The following is a 20,678-nucleotide window of genomic DNA, read 5'->3' as shown; positions in this document are numbered from 1 at the left end:
GCCGGACGGGCCGCGCCGGAGGGCCTGCCAGGCAGATCGGCCCGGCGGGCACGCCGGCGGCACGCCCGGCCGGCACCCCCTGCCGGACCCGCGCCGGCCGGCGCCGGGTCCGCGCCGTGCCCGAGCAGGGCGCCGTCCCACCAGCACACCGTTACCCGCCCGGGCCGAGAAGAAAGGACACCGAGTGCGCTACTTCTCCCACCTGGTCGGGGTGTCGGACGACGAGCTGTTCCATCAGCTGCCGACCACCTTCTTCCAGGACAGCCCGCCCGAGACGCTCGCGATGGCGCTCGGCGCGACCCTCTACTCACCGGCGGTGCGCCCGCGCCTCGCCGAGGACATCGTGCGCTGCCACGCCGAGGGCGTGATGAGCATGGTCGGCTGCCTGGAGGACTCGATCCGCGACAGCGAGGTCGCCGAGGCGGAGCTCAACCTGGCGCACCAGCTGCGGCTCCTCGCCGCCATGGACACCAGCGGGCCGCTGGTCTTCGTGCGGGTGCGCCACCCCGAGCAGATCTATCGGCTCGCCGACCGGCTCGGTGACGACCTGCGGATCCTCAGCGGGTTCGTGCTGCCGAAGTTCCGCCCCGACGACTCCGGCCAGGCCGGGCTGAAGGCCGTCCGCGAGGTCGCCGAGGGCAGCGGCCTGCCCCTGTACGCGATGCCGGTCCTCGAGACGCCGGAGATCGCGTACCAGGAGACCCGGCTGGCGACGCTGCTCGCGGTCCGTGACATGCTCGACCAGAACCGCGACCGGGTGCTGGCCGTCAGGGTCGGCGCGACCGACCTGAGCAGCATCTACGCCCTGCGCCGGACCGCGGAGCTGACCGCGTGGGACGTGAGCGTCGTGGCCACCGTCCTGACCGACATCGTCAACGTGCTGGCCCGCCGCGACGGCAAGGGGTACGAGGTGACCGGTCCGGTGTGGGAGTACTTCTCCGGCGGCGAGCGGGTGCTGAAGCCGCAGCTGCGGGTCACGCCGTTCGAGGACCACGACCCGATGCTGCGCACGAAGATCGTCCGGCAGTCCCTCGACGGCCTGATCCGCGAGATCATGCTCGACAAGGCCAACGGCATGGTCGGCAAGACGGTGATCCACCCCAGCCACGCGGCGGCCGTGCACGCGCTCAGCGTGGTCAGCCACGAGGAGTACTGCGACGCCAAGGCGATCTGCGAGGACTACGCCGGCGACGGCGGCGGCGGCGTCCTGCGCAGCGTGTACATGAACAAGATGAACGAGGTGCGGCCGCACCTGTCCTGGGCAGAGCGGACGCTGGTGCGCGCCCGGATCTTCGGGGTGGCCGCCGAGGGCCTCGGCTTCGTGGACTTCCTCGACGCCGCGGTCAGCAGGGAGCACGTCGCTTGAACGGCACAGCACCGATCTGGTCCGGCACCTGGGTCACCGAGCGCCTCGGCGTCCGGCTCACCGACGCCGACGCCGAAGCCGAAGCCGAAGCCGGGACCGACGCCCGGGCAGACGCCGGCGCCAGGACCGACGCCGGCGCCGGTCCGGGCCGCCGGCGGGTGGCGGACCTGGCCGGCCTCGCCGTGCGGCGCAACCCGCGCCGCGCGCACCTGGTCGTGTCGCAGGTCCTCGGCAAGCACGTGCCGGCCGACCCGCACGTGATCTACGCCGCCGGGCGGCTGCTCGGCCTGCGGGCCGCCGCCGTCCTCGGCGCCGACGACACCACCGGCGGCGACTGGGACACCGAGGAGTTCGAGGAGGTCAAGCTCCCCGGCGGGCCCCCGCTGGTGGTCGGCTACGCCGAGACCGCGACGTCCCTCGGGCACGTCGTCGCCGACAGCTTCGCCGAGGCCGACTACCTGCACTCGACCCGCCGGTCCGTGCCGGGCGTGGCGCTGCTGGGCACGTTCGACGAGGCGCACAGCCACGCCACCGAGCACCTGCTGCTGCCCGCCGACCCGGCCTGGCTGGACCGCGACGGCCCGCTGGTCCTCGTCGACGACGAGCTGACCACGGGCCGCACCGCGGAGGCGACGATCCGCGCGCTGCACGCCGCGCGCCCCCGCGAGCGGTACGTGCTCGCCACCCTGCTCGACCTGCGCACCGCCGCGGACCGGCCGCGCCTGGCGGCGCTGGGCGAGGCGCTGGGCTCCCGCATCGACGTGGTGTCCCTCGCCGCCGGGGAGGTTCGGCTGCCCGCCGACGTGCTGGAGCGCAGCGCCGAGCTGGTGGCGTCGCTGGACGTACCGCAGACCGCCGCGCCGTCCGCGCAGGCGGCCGTGACCAGGGTCGACGCCGGCTGGCCCGGTGGCCTGCCGGAGGGCGGGCGGCACGGGTTCGCCGCCACGCACCGGCCCGCACTGCTGGACACCGCCGGGCAGGTCGCCGGGCAGGTCGCGGCGGGGCTGCCCGGCGATGCCCGGGTGCTGGTGCTCGGCAGCGAGGAGCTGATGTACGCGCCGCTGCTGCTGGCCCGCGCCCTGGCCCGGCTGCACCCCGGCACGGTGCGGTTCTCCTCGACGACCAGGTCGCCGGTGCTGCCGGTGGACGAGCCCGGCTACGCGATCCGGACCCGGCTCACGTTCCCCGCGCACGACGGCACCGACATCGACAAGCCCCGGTTCGTGTACAACGTCGCCGGGGCCGGCTTCGACCGGATCGTACTGGTCGTGGACCGTACCGGCGACACGCCGGCACTCTGGGAGACCGGGGGGCTGGTGGCGGCGCTGCGCGGAGTCTGCAAGGGTGTCACGGTCGTCGTCATCCCGGACCTCCGGCCGGCCGAACAGGATCCGCAGGAAGGAACCCGGTGAACGCCCCACTCCCGCCGCCGCTGCACGGCCCGCAGTTCTCCTCGTACGACGCGGCCGAGGTGAGCTGGCTGCTGACCGACCTGTCGCACGTCGCGCTCGAGGCGCCCGCGGCGCAGCGCGAGGCGATGATGCAGGCGAAGGCCGGGCACTACGCGGAGTCGCTGCCGGTGGAGTACCAGCCGACGGGGGAGTACCTGCAGCTGTTCCACCAGGCGCTCGCCGCGTCGGCGGCCCGGGTCGCGCACGCCGTCGGCGTCGTCACCGAGCTGGTCCTCGCCGCCCGGCAGGCCCCGGTGCTGGTGTCCCTCGCCCGCGCCGGCACGCCCGTGGGCATCCTGATGCGCCGCTGGGCGCAGTTCGCGCACGGCGTCGACCTGCCGCACTACGCGGTGTCGATCGTGCGCGGCCGCGGCATCGACGCCGAGGCGATGCGGTACCTGGCCGGCCACCACGACCCGGCCCAGGTCATGTTCGTCGACGGCTGGACCGGCAAGGGCGCGATCTGCCGCGAGCTGCGCGAGGCGCTGACCGGTCTCGCCGCGGCCGGCGGGCCGGTGTTCGGCCCGGAGCTGGCGGTGCTCGCCGACCCCGGCGGCTGCACCACGATCTTCGGGACCCGCGACGACTTCCTGATCCCGTCGGCCTGCCTCAACTCGACGGTGTCGGGCCTGGTGTCGCGCACCGTGCTCAACGACCGGCTGATCGGCCCCGGCCAGTTCCACGGCGCCAAGTTCTACCAGGACCTGGCCCCCGGCGACGTGTCCGGGCTGTTCCTGGACACGGTCACGGCCCGGTTCGCCGAGGTCGCCGACCGGGTCGCCGCCGACTGGCCGGCCCTGGCCGCGACGGACCGCACCCCCGACTGGAGCGGCTGGCGCATCGCGGTGCGGCTGGCGGACGAGTACGGACTCGACGACATCAACCTGCTCAAGCCGGGCGTCGGTGAGACGACCCGGGTGCTGCTGCGCCGCACGCCGTGGCGGGTGCTGATCCGCCCCGACGCCCGCGCCGACCTCGGGCACATCCTGCTGCTCGCCGAGGACGTCGGCGTGCCCGTCGACGAGGTCGAGGACCTGCCGTACGCGTGCGTCGGCCTGATCCGCCCCCGCGGCAAGCGCCCCGTGGCGGTCGCGACGCAGGAGGCGGCGGTATGAGCACCGTGGTCGCCACGGACCTCGACGGGACCGTCATCTTCTCGGAGAAGGCGATGTCGCACGGACCGGTGCGCCCCGCCGACGAGGACCTGGTGCCGGTCGACGTCGACGGTGACCGGGTGTACGCGTACATGACGACGGCCGTGGTGCGGCAGTGGACCGGCCTGGCCGGCGCCGGGGTCGTCATCCCCGCGACGACCCGGTCCGTGGAGCAGTACCGGCGGCTGCGGCTGCCCGGGCAGCGCCCGCCGTCCGCGGTGGTCTGCAACGGCGCCCGGCTGCTCGTCGGCGACGAGTCCGACGCCGCCTGGGAGCGGCAGGTGCGGCAGCGGCTCGCCGGCGGCGGCGCGTCGTTCGACACGGTGTGGCAGGAGGCACAGCGCTGGCGTGAGCAGCGCGGCTTCGACGCCGTGCGGGCCGTGGAGGACTTCTTCATCTACCTCACGGTCAAGCAGCGCGAGCCGTGGCTGTCGGCGTTCGCCGAGGAAGCCGCCGAATGGGGACGGATCAACGGCTGGCGGGTCTCGCTGCAGGGCAGGAAGCTGTATCTTCTGCCCACCGGCCTGGACAAGGCCGCCGCGGTGGCGCACGCCGCCGAGCGGCTGGGCGCGGACCGGGTCGTCGCCGGCGGGGACTCCCTGCTGGACGCCGACATGCTCCGGGCGGCGCACGCGGCGATCCGGCCGGCGCACGGAGAGTTGCACCTCACCGGCTTCACCTCGCCGCACTGCCTGACCACGGCATCCGCGGGTGCGGCGGCCGGCGACGAGATTCTCGAGTGGTACGTGGCGCAGACCGGCGACGGTCGGCCTTGACGGACATCTGACAAGAGGAGAACACAGCATGGCCACCGCGCTGGTGAAGGGCCAGAACACCGCACTGACCGCCAATGACGTGCGCGTCGTGGTCGAGGTCGGGGTAGCCACCGACCTGTCCGCGCTGCTGGTCACGTCGGCCGGCAAGGTGCGTACCGACGCCGACTTCGTCTTCTACAACCAGCCGCAGGGCCCGGGCATCTCGGTGCGCGACACCGGCGGCGGCAAGTGGGAGGCCGCGGTCTCGACCGCGGCGATCCCGGCCGATGTCGACAAGGTCCGCATCGTGGTCAGCGTCGACGGCACCGGGCAGCGGTTCGGGCAGTTCGCGCCGCCCGTCGCCCACGTGTACGACCAGGCCGGCACCGAGCTCGTCCAGTACGTGGTGACCGGGCTGGACACCGAGAGCATGGTGATCGCGCTGGAGATCTACCGGCGCGGCGCCGACTGGAAGGTCCGCGCGGTCGGCCAGGGCTACGCCGGCGGCCTCGCCGACCTGGTCCGCGACCACGGCGTGTCCGTCGACGACGCGCCGGCGCCGGCCGCCACCCCGGCCCCGCAGGCCGCCCCGCCGGCCGCGCCGGTCAGCAACGTGCCGATGGCCCCGCCGCCGCCCCCGCCGCCCGCCGCGCCCGTGTACACGATGCCCGCGCAGACCGCGCCGGCCCACGTCGCGCCCCCGCAGGAGACGCCGGCGTACGGGCAGAACGTGCCGCAGCACAACCCGCCGCCGTACGGCCAGCAGCCCCCGGCGGCCCCCGCGTACGGCCAGCCGCCAGCCGCCCCGGCCTACGGGCAGCAGCCGCCCGCCGCGCCCGCGTACGGGCAGCCGACCCAGCAGATGCCGCCGGCCGCGCCGCCGCAGCCCGCCGCCCCGCCGCAGGACGCGCCGGTCGGCGGCCCCGGCGGCCCGGTCAACCTCAGCAAGGGCCAGCGGGTCTCGCTGCGCAAGCAGGACGGCTCGTCGCTCAGCCTGGTCCGCATGGGCCTGGGCTGGGACCCGCTGAAGAAGCGCGGCCTGTTCGGCAACCGGGAGGTCGAGGTCGACCTGGACGCCTCGGCGATCCTGTTCGCCGACCACCAGCCGGTCGACATCGCGTTCTTCAACCAGCTGCGCAGCAAGGACGGCTCAGTCCAGCACACCGGCGACAACCGTACCGGTGCCGGCGACGGCGACGACGAGTCGATCGTGGTCGACCTGAACCGGGTCCCCGCCCACGTCACCACGATCATCTTCGTGGTGACCTCGTACGAGGGGCACACCTTCGCGCAGGTCGAGGCGGCGTTCTGTCGGCTGGTGGACGAGACGACCCGCGCGGAACTGACCCGCTATACGCTCTCCGGCGGCGCGCCGAGCACGGGCATGGTCATGGCGAAGCTGCACCGCGACGCCAACAGCTGGAAGATGACGGCGATCGGCGAGCCGCTGAACGCCAAGCAGCCGCTGGAGATGATCCCGCAGCTGGGTCGCTTCCTGTAGTCGCAGCAGTCACGCAGTCCGGGTCCGTCGGCATCGGGAGGGGAAACAATGACGCTGGTCTTCGTCAAGGGGCAGAACGCGCCCCTGACGGCGCAGCGGCTCAGGATCATGGTCGACGCCGCGATCGCGGTCGACCTGTCGGCGTTGCTGCTCGCGGAGACGGGACGCGTCCGGTCCGACGGTGACTTCGTCTTCTACAACCAGCCGTCGGCGCCCGGGCTGACGTGGCTCACCGGCGGCGCCGGCGGGGCGCAGCGGGTCGAGATCGACCTGACCGCGGTCCCCGCCGACGTCGCCCGGGTCATCGCGGTGATCAGCCCCGACGACCGCACCATGACGTTCGGCTCGGGTGCCGCGCCGGTCGCCCGCCTCGTCGAGGAGACCGGCGCGGAGGTGGGCACGTTCACCATGGGCGGGCTCAGCGAGGAGCGCGCCGTCATCGCCTGGGAGCTGTACCGCCGCGGCGGCGCCTGGAAGGTCCGGGCGATCGGCCAGGGGTACTCCGGCGGGCTGGCGCAGCTCGTCGCCGCGCACGGGGTGGACGTCGAGCAGGAGGAGCCGCCGCCGGTCGCGGTCACCGGCTCGCCGCACTTCCCCGGCACCCCGTCGCCGCACTTTCCGGGCACGTCCTCGCCGCACTTCCCGGGCCCGTCGGGGGCGCCGGCCGCCTCGCCGCAGCCGCAGCCGGTGCAGGAGATCGGCGGGCCCCCGCAGGAGCGGCTCTACCAGCAGGTGTGGTCGATCTTCCAGGACGCGGCCCGCTCCACGTCGGCGCTGCGCTCCGCGATCGGCTACGCCGAGCAGCGCCGCGACAACGAGGTCGGTGAGCTGCTCAACGACCCGCGGCTGCGCAACTCCCCGCAGACGGCCGCGGCCCGCGCCGAGGCCGACCGCCGCTACGACGAGCTCGTGCGGCGCGCCGAGGCCGACCGCCGCCGCGACGTCGACCAGCTCGTCGCCGAGCTCACGAGCCTCTCCGCGACGCTGCCGGCGCCGCTGGCCGCGTGGGACAGCCCGCGGTGGCGGGACTGGCGCCTGCCGGAGACGATGACGGTCGGCATCCGCGTCGGTGACGTGCACGTGCCGGAGACGCCGCAGCTGCGCATCCCGCTGCTGTTCCGGCTGCCGCTGATGCGGGCGCTGTGGATCGACTCGACCGGCGCGGACCGCAACGCCGCCGTGGCGATGGCCCGCTCCGTCGTGGTGCGGCTCCTCGCCGCGCACCCGCCGGGCCAGCTCAGCGTCTCGGTCGCCGACCTCGCCGGCGGCGGCGCCGCGGCCCGCGCGCTCGACCTGGGCGGCGCGCCCGGCGGCGGGTCCTCGATGCCGGTGGCCGCGACCCCGCAGGCGCTCAGCGAGATGCTCGAGCACCTCGTCGAGCGGGTCGACCTGGTGCAGATGGCGATGCGGGCCGGCGCGATGAGCGGCGGGCCGCAGGACAACATCGACGGCGGGCGGCGGCTGCTGGTCCTGCACGACTTCCCGTACGGCTTCGACGAGCGCTCCGTCGCGCACCTGCACTACCTGCTCAACGAGGGCCCGGAGGCAGGCGTGCACGTGCTGATGGTCGCCGACCCGGCGGACTCCTCGACGCTCGGCCCGCTGGTCGGCGCGGTGTGGCGGTCGATGGCCCGGCTACCGGTGCTGTCCGGCGACCACATGGGGGACCCGTGGGTGGGGCTGACCTGGACGTTCACGCCTGACGTGACGACCGGCAGCACCGCCGTCGAGGAGATCCTGGCCCGCCTCGCCCGTCAGGCGGACGGGCAATGATCCGTCACTGCCGTACCCCGTTTGTGCGGTGCCGCTATAAGTTGATCGCAGACGCGCTGTCGTTGTGACCGAGGAGAGCACGTGTCTCAGACATTCACTCGGGGGCAGAAAAGCCCGATTTCGTCCTTCACCACCGGAGATGATCTGTATGTAGGCATCCAGTTGAACGCTCCCGGGATCACGTGGGACATCTCGTGCTTCGGCCTGGACGCCGACGACAAGCTGGTCGACGACAACTACTTCATCTTCTTCAACCAGCCGAAGTCCCCCGAGGGCTCGATCCAGAAGCTCGGCCCGCAGTCCGGCGACACCGACTCGTTCCGCGCGACCCTCCCCGCGGTCCCGGAGAAGGTCGCGAAGCTGTCGTTCTGCGCCGCGATCGAGGCCTCCGGCACCGCCAGCCAGCTGCAGTCCGGCTACCTGCGCATCGTCGCCGGCGGCCAGGAGGTCATGCGCTACAGCTTCACCGGCGCCGACTTCGGCACCGAGCGCGCGATCATCATCGGCGACCTGTACCGCAAGGGCGTCTGGCGCTTCGGCGCGGTCGGCCAGGGCTTCGCCGGCGGCCTGGCGGACCTGATCCGCTCCTACGGCGGCAACGTCGACGACGAGCCGGAGCCGGCCGCCGCGCCGGCGGGTCCCGCGCCGGGCTTCGCGCCGCCGCCCGGCGGGCCGCCGCCCCAGCAGGGCTTCGCGCCGCCGCCGGCGCCCACGCAGCAGTTCGCGCCGCCGCCGGCCCCTACGCAGCAGTTCGCGCCGCCGCAGCCCGCGCCGACCCAGCAGTTCGCGCCGCCGCCCGCGCCGGCGCAGCAGTTCCCGCCGCAGCAGCAGCCCGGGTATCCGCCCCAGCAGCCGGGCTACCCGCCGCAGCAGCAGCCCGGGTTCCCGCCGCAGCAGCCGGGGTACCCGCCGCAGGGTGGCCAGCCCGGTTACCCGCCGCAGGGCCAGCCCGGCTACCCGCCGCAGCAGCCTGGCTACCCGCCGCAGGGGCAGCCCGGCGGCTACCCGGGTGAGCTGCTGCCGTCGCAGGTGCAGCCGACCCAGCCCGGTGTCATGCACAACCTGGCGAAGTACCGGGAGGCGCCGACCACCGGCCGCTGGACGAAGCAGAACGGCAAGCTCGTCAAGGTCACCCTCGGCCCGGACGCCCACGCGCGGCGCGGCTCGATGGTCGCCTACCAGGGCAACATCGACTTCGAGTACAAGGGCTCCGGCGGCCTGAAGGCGATGTTCGAGGGCGCGATGACCGGCCAGGGCCTGAAGCTCATGACCATCAAGGGCCAGGGCGAGGTGTTCCTCGCCGAGAACGCCGCCGACCTGCACATCGTCGACCTGCAGGGCCAGGCGCTGTGCATCAACGCCAACAACGTGCTCGCCTTCGACTCGACCCTGCAGACGGAGGTCAAGCGGATCGAGAGCCCGGGCATCCCCGGCGGTGGCATGTTCCACCTGGAGGTGCGCGGCCAGGGCACGGTCGTGGTCATGACCAAGGGCACGCCGGTCACGCTGCAGTGCCAGGGCCCGACGTTCGCCGACATGAACGCCGTCGTCGCCTGGACCGCCGGCATGCGGGTCGCGGTGTCGACGCAGGTCCGGGTGTCCCGGCAGATCTACGCCGGCGCCAGCGGCGAGTCCGTCGCGCTCCAGTTCATGGGAATGCAGGGCCACTTCGTCGTGGTCCAGCCCTACGAGGTCTGAAAGGGGACGCTGTGCAGGGTCCGCTGCTTCAACACTACGGCCAGACGCAGGTCCGGGACCGGATGAGTCTTCACGGCAGCAAGATCGCCAAGATCATCATGGGGCCGGGTCAGGACCTGCTGGCCCGCACCGGCTCGATGATCGCCTACGAGGGGCTCATCGACTTCAACCCGAACCCGCCGCAGCTGGGCCAGATGGCCCGCTCCTGGGCGACCGGCGAGGGCGTGCCGCTGATGACCGCCACCGGCCAGGGCGAGCTGTACCTCGCCGACTACGGCAAGGAGGTCGTCGTCGTGCAGCTCGCCGGCGAGGGCCTGTCGGTCAACGGCAAGAACATCCTCGCGTTCGACGCCACCCTGCAGTGGAACATCGAGCGGGTCCGCGGCGTCAGCATGCTGTCCGGCATGGGCATGTTCAACGTGGTCGTCCGCGGCCACGGCTGGGTCGCGCTGACCAGCAAGGGCACGCCCGTCGTGCTCGACACCCGCGAGGCACCGACCTATGTGGACACCGACGCGCTCGTCGGCTTCACCGACGGGCTGCAGATCCAGCCCAAGCGCACCGCCCGCTTCGGCGGCCTCATCGGCCGCGGCTCCGGCGAGTCGTTCCAGCTCGGCTTCTCCGGGCAGGGTTTCGTGATGGTGCAGCCGAGCGAGGACGCGCGCCCCGCGTTCTCGGTGCGTGGCTGAGGAGGCCGACATGTATCAGAGTTCCCTCCTGGCCAACCAGGAAGTCCAGAGCAACGACCGCTTCACGCTGCAGAACGGCAAGATGCTCAAGGCCACCCTCGGCCAGGCCAGCGGCATGCGCGAGTTCTACGCCCGCAAGGGCGCGATGGTCGCCTACCAGGGCGGTGTGAACTTCGACGCGGAGTACCAGGGCTGGGGCTCGCACATCACCCGGCACTTCACCGGTGAGGGCCTGAACCTGATGAAGGTCTCCGGCAGTGGCACGGTGTTCCTGGCCAACCAGGCGCAGGACATCCACGTCCTGGACCTGACCGGCGACGGCTTCACCGTCGACGGCAACAACGTGCTCGCGTTCGAGACCCAGCTGCGTTGGGACATCGTCCGCATCGACTCGCAGGTGCAGATCGCCGGCGCCGGCGGCTACAACATCGAGCTCACCGGCAACGGCAAGGTGGCGGTCACCACGACCGGCGCGCCGCTGGTCATGCGGGTCACCCCCAACAACTACTACTTCGCCGACGCCGACGCGGTCATCGCCTGGTCCTCGAGCCTGCAGGTCAGCATGCAGGCGGCGGTCACGTCCTCGTCGGTGTGGCGGCCCCGCGGCAACACCGGCGAGAGCTGGCAGATGCAGTTCACCGGTGAAGGCCTCGTCGTGGTCCAGCCGGCCGAGCTCGTGCCCCCGTACGACGCGCTCGCCGGCACCGACCTCGCCGGCCGGTTCGGCCTCGGCCAGGGCGGCATGCAGGGCAACAACTTCTTCGGCGGCATGGGCCGCTGACGTCCCGCAAACGGCACGGTCCCGGGCAGCGCCTCAGCCGCCCGGGACCGCGCCGTCTGGCCGCTCAGCCGGCCGGTGCGGGCTGCTCCAGCTCGTCCCGGCCACCCTCGACGTCGTTCAGCCCCAGGTACAGCACGCGCGCGTGGCGCAGGTAGCTGTCGGGCGGCGGCGCGGTCGCCTCGGTCCACGTGAACGTGGTCGGCTCGCCCGGCCGCAGCAGCGGCTCCCGCAGCGGCGGCAGCCGCGCCTCGATCGCCGCCCAGTCCAGGTCGAGCCGGCACGGCGGGCCGGAGACCCGCGGCACGTCCCCGTCGCAGATCGCGTCGTCGAGGGCCTCCAGCTCGGCCGCGGCGGCCGGGTCCGTCGCCGCGCGGGCCCGCAGGTCCAGGGCGTGGGTGACGACGCGGACCGCGTCCAGGCACTCGAGCCCGCCGCTGTCGGTGACCCGGTCGAACAGCTCCCACGGCTCGTCGACCTGCAGCGAGTCCAGCAGCGCGGCGACCGTCGCGTCGTGCCGGTCGTCGCCGGTGCGCAGCAGCGGATGCAGGTCGAACCCGCCGGCGAGCACCCCGTCCTGCACCACCCACAGGTGCAGGACCGCGCCGTACCAGAGCGTGAGGTACGCGAGGTGCTCCTCGTCGTAGCGGCGCTCGAACGAGGCCCGCAGCGCGCCGAGGTCACGGGCGGCGTGCACGTCGCCCTGCCGCGCACCGCCCGGCCCGACCGAGAACTCCAGCAAATAGCAGCTCACTCGACGATCATGCCACCGGCCGGACCGTGCATCTTTCATCTGCCGGGCCGTGGCGACCTGGGCGGGGACATCGGGCGGTTGTTCCGGGCGCGCCGGGCGTGCTGTCGTGGGCGCCGCCGGACCGACGGACCCACTGGGAGCGACAGGCATGAACGACGCACGACCACGGCGGCGGGCCCGCCGCGCACGGATCACCGGTGTCCTCGCCGCCACGGTGGCGCTCGCCGCGGCCAGCGCGGCCGTGCTGCCCGCGCTCGCCGCGTCGGCCGGGCAGACCCTCGCCCAGGTCGCCACGGCCCGTGGGTTTCACATCGGCACCGCCGCCGAGGTCAACAGCCTCGCGTCCAGCCAGTGGCGGTACGTCGCCGACACCCAGTTCAACTCGGTGACGATGGGCAACGAGGGCAAGTGGGACGCGACCGAGCCGGCGCAGGGGCAGTTCGACTTCGCCGCCGCCGACGCCATCGCCGACTACGCCGCGGCCACCGGCAAGCGGCTGCGCGGGCACACCCTCGTGTGGCACAACCAGCTGCCGGCGTGGGTGAGCGCAGAGCGTACCGCCGAGCAGCAGCGCCAGGTGCTCATCGACCACGTGACCGGGGTCGCCGGGCACTTCGCCGGTGACGTCGCGCAGTGGGACGTGGTGAACGAGCCGTTCAACGAGGACGGCACGCTGCGCTCCTCGGTCTGGTACACCCGGCTCGGCGAGGACTACGTCGCCGACGCGCTGACCGCCGCCCGCGCCGCCGACCCGGCCGCGAAACTGTTCATCAACGACTACAACGTCGAGGGCGTCAACGCCAAGAGCACCGGCCTGTACAACCTCGTGCAGCGCCTGCAGGCCCGCGGCATCCCGATCGACGGCGTCGGGCTGCAGGCGCACCTGATTGTCGGGCAGGTCCCCTCGACGCTGCGGCAGAACATCGAACGGTTCACCGCGCTCGGGCTGACCGTCGAGATCACCGAGCTCGACGTGCGCATCCCGCTGCCCGCAGACACCGCCGAGCTCACCCAGCAGGCCGCCGACTACCGGGCGGTGGTAGGCGCGTGCGCCGCCGTCACCGGCTGCACCGGCGTCACGACGTGGGGCGTCGGCGAGGTCGACTCGTGGATCCCCGAGTTCTTCCCCGGGTACGGCGCGGCCCTGCTCTTCGACGAGCAGTGGCGGGCCAGGCCGGCGTACTCGGCGGTGGTCGAGGCGCTCGGCGGCACCGCGACCGTCCCCGCGCCGCCGCCGGTGCCGAGCCGCGAGACGGTCGTGACGTACCCGTTCGAGGCGGGCCTGGACGGCTGGGGCTCCCGGGGCGCCGAGACCACCACGCACGTGACGACGGCCGCGCACGGCGGCACCGGCAGCGTCCTGTCCTCGGGGCGCACCGAGACCTGGCAGGGCCCGACCCGCCCGGTCCTGGACCTGCTCACCCCCGGCAAGCTGTACACGGTCACCGGGTGGGCGCGCACCGCCTCCGGGTCGGGCAACGCCCGGCTGAGCATGCAGCGGCAGAACGGCACCGCGACCCGGTACGAGAACATCAGCGCCACCACCGCGATCAGCACCACGTGGACCCGCCTCACCGGCGACTACCTGTTCCTGCCCGGAGCGACCGCGTTGTCGCTGTACCTGGAGACCACCGACACGACCGGGGACCTGTACCTCGACGACGTCACCATCGAGACGGAGGGGCCGCCGGTGTCGCAGTCGGCCTCGGTGTCGGCCTCGGTGTCGCCCTCGGTGTCGGCCTCCGTGTCGGCCTCCGTGTCGCCCTCGGCGTCGCGTTCGCCGTCGGTGTCGCCGTCGGTCTCCCCGTCGTCCAGCGGCGGCAGCGGTACGGCCTGTGCCGTGCGGTACACCACGAACGACTGGGGCGGCGGGTTCGTCGGCGACTTCACGCTCACCAACACCGGCACCACGACCGTGAACGGGTGGACCCTGCGCTGGACGTTCGCCGGCGACCAGCGGGTCAACCAGGCGTGGGGCGCGACGGTCACCCAGTCCGGCGGGGCGGTCAGCGCCGCCAACGCCGCCTGGAACGGCACCGTCACCGCCGGCGCCTCGGTGACCCTCGGGTTCCTCGCCGGCTACACCGGCACCAACGCCCGCCCGACCGCGTTCACCCTCAACGGCACCACCTGCGCCCTGACCTGACGCCGGCCGGGATCAGGCGTCAGGGCAGGTGCGCGACGTAGACGGTGTTCGCCGACTGCCTGCGCTGCAACGGGTTGTCGAACGTGACGACCTCGGCGCGGGCACCGGCGAACACCGCCGTGAGGGTCGCGATGAACGCGCTGTCCGGCGGGTCGTTCGACCACAGCGCGAACACGCCGCCCGGGCACAGCTGGGCGGCGAGGCGGCGCAGCCCGGGCACGGTGTACAGCTCGCCGTTGCCCGGGTGCAGCAGGTGCTCGGGGGAGTGGTCGATGTCGAGCAGGACCGCGTCGAAGCGGCGGCCCGGCGCCGCCGGGTCGTAGCCGGTGTCGCCGGCGGTGAGGGCGAAGAAGTCGCCGTGCACCAGCCGGCAGCGCGGGTCACCGGTCAGCGCCGAGGACAGCGGCAGCAGCCCGCGCTCGTGCCAGCCGATGACGGCCGCCAGGTAGTCCACGACGAGCAGCTCGCGGACCCGCGGGTCCTGCAGCGCGGCGTGCGCGGTGTAGCCGAGGCCGAGCCCGCCGACGACGACGTCGAGCGGCCCCGCGGGCAGCCCGGCCAGGCCCAGCCGCGCCAGGGCGATCTCGGCGGCCGTGAACAGGCTCGACATGAGGTACTCGTCGCCGAGCTTCACCTCGTACACCTCGACGTCCAGCGACGGGTCGCGCCGCCGGCGGAGGCTGACCTCGCCGATCGGGGTCTGCTGCCAGTCGAGCTCTTCGAACCGCCGGGTCATCGGGGCACCGTACCGTGGCGGCCGGAGGCTCCGGGGAGCAGACTGGGAACATGAGTGAATTTCCGGTCAAGTTCGGCGGGTACGACCGGGCCCGTGTCGACGCCTTCGTCGCCAGCACCACGGCGGCGCTGGCGTCAGGCGACCCGGCCAAGCGGGCCGAGGCCCTCGCCGCCGCGAACGCCGTCAGCTTCCCCTCCGCCACCTGGCGCGGCTACGACAAGGCGGCCGTCGACCACTACCTGCGCCGCATCAGTAGGGGCCGCTCCGACGACAGGACCTGACGTCGCCTCTTACGCGACGGCGACCGGCTTTCCCCGACGGCGACGCGCCTTTACGCGACGGCGACCGGCTCGCGCTTGCGCTGGGCCGGTCGCGGCCCGCGGGGCTCGCCGCCGCGGTTGGGCAGTGCCAGGCGGAACACCTTCGCCCACGCCGACGCGACCTGCTTCGGCAGCGGCCCGCTGGTGTAGCTCAGCCCGTACCGCTGGAACAGGTCCTGGATCTTCGGGGCGATCTCCTGGTACCGGTTGCTCGGCAGGTCCGGGAACAGGTGGTGCTCGATCTGGAAGGACAGGTTGCCGGTCATGAGATGCATGAGCCGGCCGCCGGAGATGTTGGCGGAGCCGAGCATCTGCCGCAGGTACCACTCGCCGCGGGTCTCACCCTCGATCGACGACTTCTCGAACGTCTCCACGCCCTTCGGGAAGTGCCCGCACATGATGACCGAGTGCGTCCACAGGTTGCGGATCAGGTTCGCGGTCGCGTTGGCCGCGATCGTGTGCAGGAACGACGGCCCCGACAGCAGCGGGTGCAGCACGTAGTCCTTCGCCACCTGGCGGCCGATCTTGCGCAGCACCTGCCGGAGCCCGGCCCTGAACTGCGGGCTGCGGCGGCGCTCCTTCGTCGCCAGGTTGCGGCCCAGCTCCAGGTCGTACGCGGCGATGCCGTACTCGAAGAAGCACGCGTTGACGAAGTTCCACAGCGGCTGGCCCAGGTGCATGGGGTGCCAGCGCTGGTCCTCGTCGACGCGCATGATGCCGTACCCGAGGTCGTTGTCGCGGCCGATCACGTTGGTGTACGTGTGGTGCAGCTCGTTGTGCGAGTGCTTCCACTGCTTCGACGGCGAGGCGTTGTCCCACTCCCACGTCGTGGAATGGATCTTCGGGTCACGCATCCAGTCCCACTGGCCGTGCATGACGTTGTGCCCGATCTCCATGTTCTCGAGGATCTTCGCCACCGCCAGGCCCGCCGTGCCGGCCAGCCACGCCGGCGGCAGGATCGAGAACAGCAGCACCCCCCGGCTGCCCAGCTCCAGCCAGCGCTGCACCTTGATCACCCGGCGGATGTAGGCCGCGTCGCGTTCGCCGCGGCTGCTGATCACCTCGTCGCGGATGGCGTCGAGCTCCCGCCCGATCGCCTCGATGTCCTCGGCGGTGAGGTGGCCGACCGGGTTGACAGGCTTGCGCTGCAGTGTGGTCACGAAGGTCCTTTCAGCGGATCAGGCGGGGGACTTGCCGGGCGGCGGGGGCTTGTCCGGCGGCGGGGCTTGCCGGGCGGCGGGGTTCTGCCGGGCGGCGGAGCCTTTTCCGGCGGGGGATCAGACGTCCAGGTGGCAGTCGCCCGCCGCGGCGTTGATGCACGTCTGCACCAGCACGCTGTCACCGGCGGTGGTGACGCGCCCGTCGCGCAGGTCGCGCACGGCGCCCTCGCGCAGCGGCAGCACGCAGCCGAAGCAGATGCCCATCCGGCAGCCCGACGGCATCAGCACCCCCGCGGCCTCCCCGGCCTCCAGCAGCGGCGTGCCGCCGTCCGCCTCGACCGACGGCCCGGACCGCAGGAACGTCACGGTCCCGCCGTCGCCGGTCGCCACGATCGCGGGGCGGAAGCGTTCCACGTGCAGCCGCCCGGTGAGACCGGCGTCCGTCCAGTACGCGGCGAGCCCGTCCAGCATGTCGTTGGGGCCGCAGGCCCACGTGTCGCGCTCGGCGAGGTCCGGTACCAGCTGCGCAAGGTCGGCCGGGGCGAGCCGCCCGTCGGTGCCGGTGTGCCGCTCCACCAGGCGGATCCGGCCGTCGCGGGCCAGGTCGCGCAGCTCGGCGGCGAACAGCACGTCCTGCGCGCGACGGGCGGAGTGCACGAGCACCACGTCGCGCAGCGCGGTGCCACGCAGGACGGCGTCGCGCAGGATGCCCATCACCGGGGTGATCCCGCTGCCGGCCGTCACGAACAGCACCTTCGCCGGCGGCCGCGGTGGCACGGTGAAGTCACCGGCGGGGCGTTCCAGGCCGAGCAGCATGCCGGGCCGGGCCCGTTGCAGCAGGTGCCCGCTGACCGCGCCGCCGTCGACCCCGGTGACCGTCACCGTCAGCAGGCCGTCGCGCCGGTCGGGGGAGCTGGTGAGGGAGTAGGCGCGCCACAGCCGTACACCGTCGACGTCGACACCGAGGCGCAGATACTGGCCCGGCTCGTGCCGCCGCCAGCCGCGCCCCGGACGCAGGGTGAGGGTGACCGCCCGGTCCGTCTCCGGCCGGACCCCGACGACCTTGGCCCGCAGCACCTCACGGTTGCGCAACGGCGCGACCACGTCGAGGTAGTCGCCGGGGACGAGCGGCGTCGTCAGCAGCTCGACGACCCGCCAGGCGCCGTCGCGGAGGGCTTGGGTAGCGGCCATGCATCCAGCATGATGGAGTCTGGAGCATAAAATCATGACCGTCTTGTGTGAATCGAGGCGTGACTCTTGTTCGCTGAGGACAAAACCAGCGCCCTCGGTGCGTTCCGTCTCCCGCCCGGCGCCGCTGAGTCGCTGCGCCACGCGCTGCCGGAGGTCGCCGGCCACGCTGTCGCCGCGATCGTCGCCGAGGTCCCCGCGTACGCGGGAGCCCTCACCGGCGAGATGGGTGCCAAGATCGCCCTCGCCGTGCGGGCCGCCCTCGGCGGCTTCCTCAACCTCGCCTCCCGCCAGGCCGGCTCCGCCCCCCTCGCCGCGTCCATGGAGGGCGCCTACGCGCTCGGCCGGGGCGAGGCCCGCTCCGGCCGCAGCCTCGACGCGCTGCTCGCCGCGTACCGGGTCGGCGCCCGCGTCGCCTGGCGCGAGCTCGCCGTGGTCACCGTCGCCGCCGGCATGCCGGCCCCGGCCGTCGCCCGGTTCGCCGAGCTGACGTTCGCGTACATCGACGAGCTCTCCGCCGCCAGCGTCACCGGCCACTCCGACGAGCTCGCCACCTCCGGCCGGGCCCGCCGCCTGGCCCTCGACCGGCTCACGCAGAGCCTCCTGGCCGGCGAGCCGGCCCAGGCCGTCGCCGCGGCCGCCGACGCCGCCGAGTGGGCGCTGCCGCAGACGCTGACCGCGGTCCTGCTGCCCGACAGCGCCCGCGCCGGCCGCCCTGCCGACCTGCTCGACCTCCTTGACCGGCGCACCCTGCAGACCACCATGGAGCACCTGCGCGACACGTCCGTGCTGCTCGTCCCCGACGCCCACGGCCCGGCCCGCGGCCACCTGCTGCGCCTGCTCGCCGGCCACGACGCCGTCACCGGCCCGGCCGTGCCGTGGTCCCTCGCGCGGCACTCGTTCGACCGGGCCGTGCGGGTCGCCCGCCTCCACCCGTCCGCAGGCAGCCTGGACACCGAGGACCACCTCGTCGAGCTCGTCGTGTCCGCCGACCCGCGCGCCCTGGCCGACCTGCGCGCCCTGGCCCTGGCACCGCTGGCCGCCGAGCGCGCCTCCACCGTCGGCAAGCTCGTCGAGACCCTGCGCAGCTGGCTGCTCCACCAGGGCCGCCGCGACGAGGTCGCCGCCGAGCTGTTCGTCCACCCGCAGACGGTGCGCTACCGTGTGGCACGCCTGCGCGAGCTGTACGGCGACCGCCTCCGCGACCCGAACTGGCTGCTGCTGCTGACGGTCGCCCTGGCCACCGGCGACGAGACCGCCTGACCGCGTTCGGCGGTCTCGGCGGTTCGCTGGCGGTCTCGGCGGTTCGCTGGCGAGATTGGCGCTTCGTTGGCGAGATCAGCGGTTCGCGCCGCGGCCACCAGCGGTGACAACGGCGGGTGACGACGTGGTACGGCGGTTTGGAAGCCGGGTGTAGGGTCAGGTGAAGCAGGACGCCGACCCCCGGCCCGCTCCCGTTGAGCGGCACGGACGCCGGCGCCATCCGCTCTTCGGTGCCAGCGCCTTCGGTGCCAGCGCTGTGGTGTCTCTCCGCCTTTGGTGCCAGCGCCGCGGTGTCAGCGCTCTTGGCGCCAGCGCTGTGGTGCCCAGCGCTGTGGTGCCCAGCGCTGTGGTGCCCAGCGCTGTGGTGCCCAGCGCCTTTGGCGCCGTGGTGCCAGCTCCTTTGGTGCCAGCGCTGTGGTGTCGGCGCCTTTGGTGTGGTGTCGGCGCCTTTGGTGTCAGGGCCGTGGTGTCAGGGCCGTGGTGCCAGCGCCGTGGTTACGCGTCGATCGTCGCCCCCGGTCGTCGTCTTCGGGCCCATCAGCGTTGCGGGTGCCAGCCCGTCAGGTACGCGTCGATCGTCGCCCCGGTGGCCTGGGCGTCGGTGAGCTGGGGACGGTCGGGGGTGACCGTGGCGCCGGGGCCGCGGTTGTGGTATTCGGCGTAGCGGGCGTCGCGCCACGGCCAGGTGCCGAAGTCGGTCCACGGGGCGGGGCCGATGTGGGCGCCGATGGTCGAGTTGCGGATCACCGTCTGGGCGACGGCGTCGGGGTCGTTGCTCGGGTGCCAGGGGCGGCCCAGGAAGACGGTGCCGGCGGGGGCGTCGCTGGTCAGCTTGCTGTCGGTGATGAGGAAGCCGTACGGGTTGGCGATCGACGTGCTGGCGGCGGTCACGTAGCCGTTGTTGGTGGTGGAGCCGCGGTTGAGGGAGCGGATCTCGCAGCGGTCGAAGACGGCGGTGGCGCGGCCGAAGATGAAGTCGACGTCGCCCTCGACGTAGCACTTGCGCAGGTAGACGCGGCTGACGGTGGTGGCGTCGGGGCTGTTGAGGTACAGGGTGTCCTGGTTGCCGAGGAACCGGACGTTGTCGAAGACGATCCGGTCGGCGCGGGTGAGCACGGCGACCGCCTGCCTCGAGGTGATCTCCGGGTGGGCGGCCTCGTCGAAGTCGTTGGCGAAGGTGAGGTTGCGGGCGGAGAAGTCGTCGCCGGAGATGGTGACCGACGCGCTGCCCGAGGTGCCCCAGGTGCCGCCGCCGGGCTTCGGGGTGCCGTTGGCGCGGTCGTCGACGATCACGACCTGGGTAGGGTCGGCGCCCTGGCCGCGCAGCATGATGTGTGGCTTGTCGGCGGGGATGATCACCTGGCCGCGGTACACGCCGGGCCTGACCTTGATGGTGAACGGGCCGGTGTTGCCGGCGGGCACGGCGTCGACGGCGGCCTGGATGCCGGTGAAGTCGCCCGAGCCGTCGGCGGCGACGGTCACGTGCCGGCCCGGCCGGGCGTCAGCGGGCGCGTGCGGGCCCGGCCAGGCGGCGGCGGGCGCCGCGGCGGCACTGCCGGCGGCGCCGGCGACCGTGCACAGCGCGGCGGTGAGGAAGGTTCGGCGGGAGCTCATCCATCGAGCTTTGCAAACCTTTGCTGCCCCGCGCAAGGGTTCGCAGTTGCAGGAATGCGCTTTCTTAAGGTACTGCGGCGCGGGTGAGGAAGGTGCCGGAGCGGTGTCAGGCCCGCCGGCCGCCACCGCCGGTGCGTCCGGCGCGGTCCTGTCCGTCAGGTACAGGGTGAGGGCCGAAGGTCCGGGTGACGACCCGCCGGGAGGGGGAAACATTCCCGGCGGGTCTTCGGCAACACCCCCGCGCACCCGCAGGCCCGCGCACCCGCAGGCCCGCGCACCCGCAGGCCCGCGCACCCGCAGGCCCGCGCACCCGCAGGCCCGCGCACCCGCAG

General features: G+C 73.3%; 17 protein-coding genes. 12 read left to right on the top strand and 5 right to left on the bottom strand.

Annotated elements, in window-relative coordinates; all coding sequences use genetic code 11:
- The first annotated feature begins 184 nt into the window (after window positions 1-184).
- The 9 genes from AB0H83_RS45150 to AB0H83_RS45110 all read left to right on the top strand — a co-directional run bounded on the left by AB0H83_RS45150 (window position 185) and on the right by AB0H83_RS45110 (window position 11,168).
- Entirely contained in the window at window positions 185-1,366 is a 1,182-nt protein-coding gene (locus tag AB0H83_RS45150) for an HpcH/HpaI aldolase/citrate lyase family protein (protein ID WP_360107829.1), read from the top strand.
- Window positions 1,363-2,778: a phosphoribosyltransferase family protein gene (locus AB0H83_RS45145; RefSeq protein ID WP_360107826.1), complete on the top strand. Its 1,416-nt coding sequence runs from the start codon at window positions 1,363-1,365 to the stop codon at window positions 2,776-2,778. The genes AB0H83_RS45150 and AB0H83_RS45145 overlap by 4 nt, the downstream gene beginning before the upstream one ends.
- Window positions 2,775-3,932, top strand: a complete 1,158-nt coding sequence (locus tag AB0H83_RS45140; protein ID WP_360107823.1) for a cysteine protease StiP family protein — start codon at window positions 2,775-2,777, stop codon at window positions 3,930-3,932. The genes AB0H83_RS45145 and AB0H83_RS45140 overlap by 4 nt, the downstream gene beginning before the upstream one ends.
- Complete coding sequence (locus AB0H83_RS45135) at window positions 3,929-4,747, top strand: hypothetical protein (RefSeq protein WP_360107820.1); 819 nt, start codon at window positions 3,929-3,931, stop codon at window positions 4,745-4,747. Before AB0H83_RS45140 ends, AB0H83_RS45135 begins: the two co-directional genes overlap by 4 nt.
- A gap of 28 nt (window positions 4,748-4,775) precedes the next feature.
- Entirely contained in the window at window positions 4,776-6,227 is a 1,452-nt protein-coding gene (locus AB0H83_RS45130; protein WP_360107817.1) for a TerD family protein, read from the top strand.
- Between the two features lie 48 nt (window positions 6,228-6,275).
- On the top strand, window positions 6,276-8,000 hold the full coding sequence (locus AB0H83_RS45125; RefSeq protein ID WP_360107814.1) for a TerD family protein: 1,725 nt from the start codon (window positions 6,276-6,278) through the stop codon (window positions 7,998-8,000).
- 81 nt (window positions 8,001-8,081) lie between these two features.
- Entirely contained in the window at window positions 8,082-9,698 is a 1,617-nt protein-coding gene (locus tag AB0H83_RS45120; RefSeq protein ID WP_360107811.1) for a TerD family protein, read from the top strand.
- Between the two features lie 11 nt (window positions 9,699-9,709).
- Window positions 9,710-10,387, top strand: a complete 678-nt coding sequence (locus AB0H83_RS45115; RefSeq protein ID WP_033359534.1) for an AIM24 family protein — start codon at window positions 9,710-9,712, stop codon at window positions 10,385-10,387.
- Window positions 10,388-10,397: 10 nt separating this feature from the next.
- Window positions 10,398-11,168, top strand: coding sequence for an AIM24 family protein (locus AB0H83_RS45110; protein ID WP_360107806.1), 771 nt, complete (start codon window positions 10,398-10,400; stop codon window positions 11,166-11,168).
- A gap of 64 nt (window positions 11,169-11,232) precedes the next feature.
- Here the strand turns inward: AB0H83_RS45110 and AB0H83_RS45105 are convergent, their stop codons facing one another.
- A complete protein-coding gene (locus AB0H83_RS45105; protein WP_360107802.1) occupies window positions 11,233-11,919 on the bottom strand; it encodes a hypothetical protein in 687 nt (228 codons plus the stop codon).
- A 148-nt stretch (window positions 11,920-12,067) separates the two neighbouring features.
- Here AB0H83_RS45105 and AB0H83_RS45100 point away from each other — a divergent pair, with 148 nt between their 5' ends.
- A complete protein-coding gene (locus AB0H83_RS45100) occupies window positions 12,068-14,065 on the top strand; it encodes an endo-1,4-beta-xylanase (RefSeq protein ID WP_360107800.1) in 1,998 nt (665 codons plus the stop codon).
- Between the two features lie 19 nt (window positions 14,066-14,084).
- On the opposite strand, the gene AB0H83_RS45095 is transcribed toward AB0H83_RS45100, so the two are convergent.
- Window positions 14,085-14,801 carry a spermidine synthase gene (locus tag AB0H83_RS45095; RefSeq protein ID WP_360107797.1) on the bottom strand — a complete coding sequence of 239 codons (717 nt, stop codon included), beginning with the start codon at window positions 14,799-14,801 and terminating at the stop codon, window positions 14,085-14,087.
- A gap of 50 nt (window positions 14,802-14,851) precedes the next feature.
- On the opposite strand from AB0H83_RS45095, the gene AB0H83_RS45090 reads away from it, so the two are divergent.
- A complete protein-coding gene (locus tag AB0H83_RS45090; RefSeq protein WP_360107794.1) occupies window positions 14,852-15,082 on the top strand; it encodes a DivIVA domain-containing protein in 231 nt (76 codons plus the stop codon).
- A gap of 50 nt (window positions 15,083-15,132) precedes the next feature.
- Here the strand turns inward: AB0H83_RS45090 and AB0H83_RS45085 are convergent, their stop codons facing one another.
- Entirely contained in the window at window positions 15,133-16,281 is a 1,149-nt protein-coding gene (locus tag AB0H83_RS45085; protein ID WP_360107790.1) for an acyl-CoA desaturase, read from the bottom strand.
- Window positions 16,282-16,398: 117 nt separating this feature from the next.
- Entirely contained in the window at window positions 16,399-17,472 is a 1,074-nt protein-coding gene (locus tag AB0H83_RS45080) for a ferredoxin reductase (RefSeq protein ID WP_360107787.1), read from the bottom strand.
- 66 nt (window positions 17,473-17,538) lie between these two features.
- Here AB0H83_RS45080 and AB0H83_RS45075 point away from each other — a divergent pair, with 66 nt between their 5' ends.
- Entirely contained in the window at window positions 17,539-18,732 is a 1,194-nt protein-coding gene (locus tag AB0H83_RS45075; protein WP_360107784.1) for a helix-turn-helix domain-containing protein, read from the top strand.
- 537 nt (window positions 18,733-19,269) lie between these two features.
- On the opposite strand, the gene AB0H83_RS45070 is transcribed toward AB0H83_RS45075, so the two are convergent.
- A complete protein-coding gene (locus AB0H83_RS45070; protein WP_360107781.1) occupies window positions 19,270-20,346 on the bottom strand; it encodes a pectinesterase family protein in 1,077 nt (358 codons plus the stop codon).
- Window positions 20,347-20,678: the final 332 nt, after the last annotated feature.

It is taken from the genome of Dactylosporangium sp. NPDC050688 (assembly GCF_040654515.1).
GTDB lineage: Bacteria > Actinomycetota > Actinomycetes > Mycobacteriales > Micromonosporaceae > Dactylosporangium.
Note: the sequence above shows the minus strand (reverse complement) of the source record. Positions and strands in the feature narration are given on the sequence as shown.

Bases quoted from the DNA above. Each gene is read 5' to 3' on its own strand.
- AB0H83_RS45135 (WP_360107820.1), top strand. From the start codon at position 3,929: ATGAGCACCGTGGTCGCCACGGACCTCGACGGGACCGTCATCTTCTCG.
- AB0H83_RS45130 (WP_360107817.1), top strand. From the start codon at position 4,776: ATGGCCACCGCGCTGGTGAAGGGCCAGAACACCGCACTGACCGCCAAT.
- AB0H83_RS45125 (WP_360107814.1), top strand. From the start codon at position 6,276: ATGACGCTGGTCTTCGTCAAGGGGCAGAACGCGCCCCTGACGGCGCAG.
- AB0H83_RS45110 (WP_360107806.1), top strand. From the start codon at position 10,398: ATGTATCAGAGTTCCCTCCTGGCCAACCAGGAAGTCCAGAGCAACGAC.
- AB0H83_RS45100 (WP_360107800.1), top strand. From the start codon at position 12,068: ATGAACGACGCACGACCACGGCGGCGGGCCCGCCGCGCACGGATCACC.
- AB0H83_RS45095 (WP_360107797.1), bottom strand. From the start codon at position 14,801: ATGACCCGGCGGTTCGAAGAGCTCGACTGGCAGCAGACCCCGATCGGC.
- AB0H83_RS45090 (WP_360107794.1), top strand. From the start codon at position 14,852: ATGAGTGAATTTCCGGTCAAGTTCGGCGGGTACGACCGGGCCCGTGTC.
- AB0H83_RS45080 (WP_360107787.1), bottom strand. From the start codon at position 17,472: ATGGCCGCTACCCAAGCCCTCCGCGACGGCGCCTGGCGGGTCGTCGAG.
- AB0H83_RS45070 (WP_360107781.1), bottom strand. From the start codon at position 20,346: ATGAGCTCCCGCCGAACCTTCCTCACCGCCGCGCTGTGCACGGTCGCC.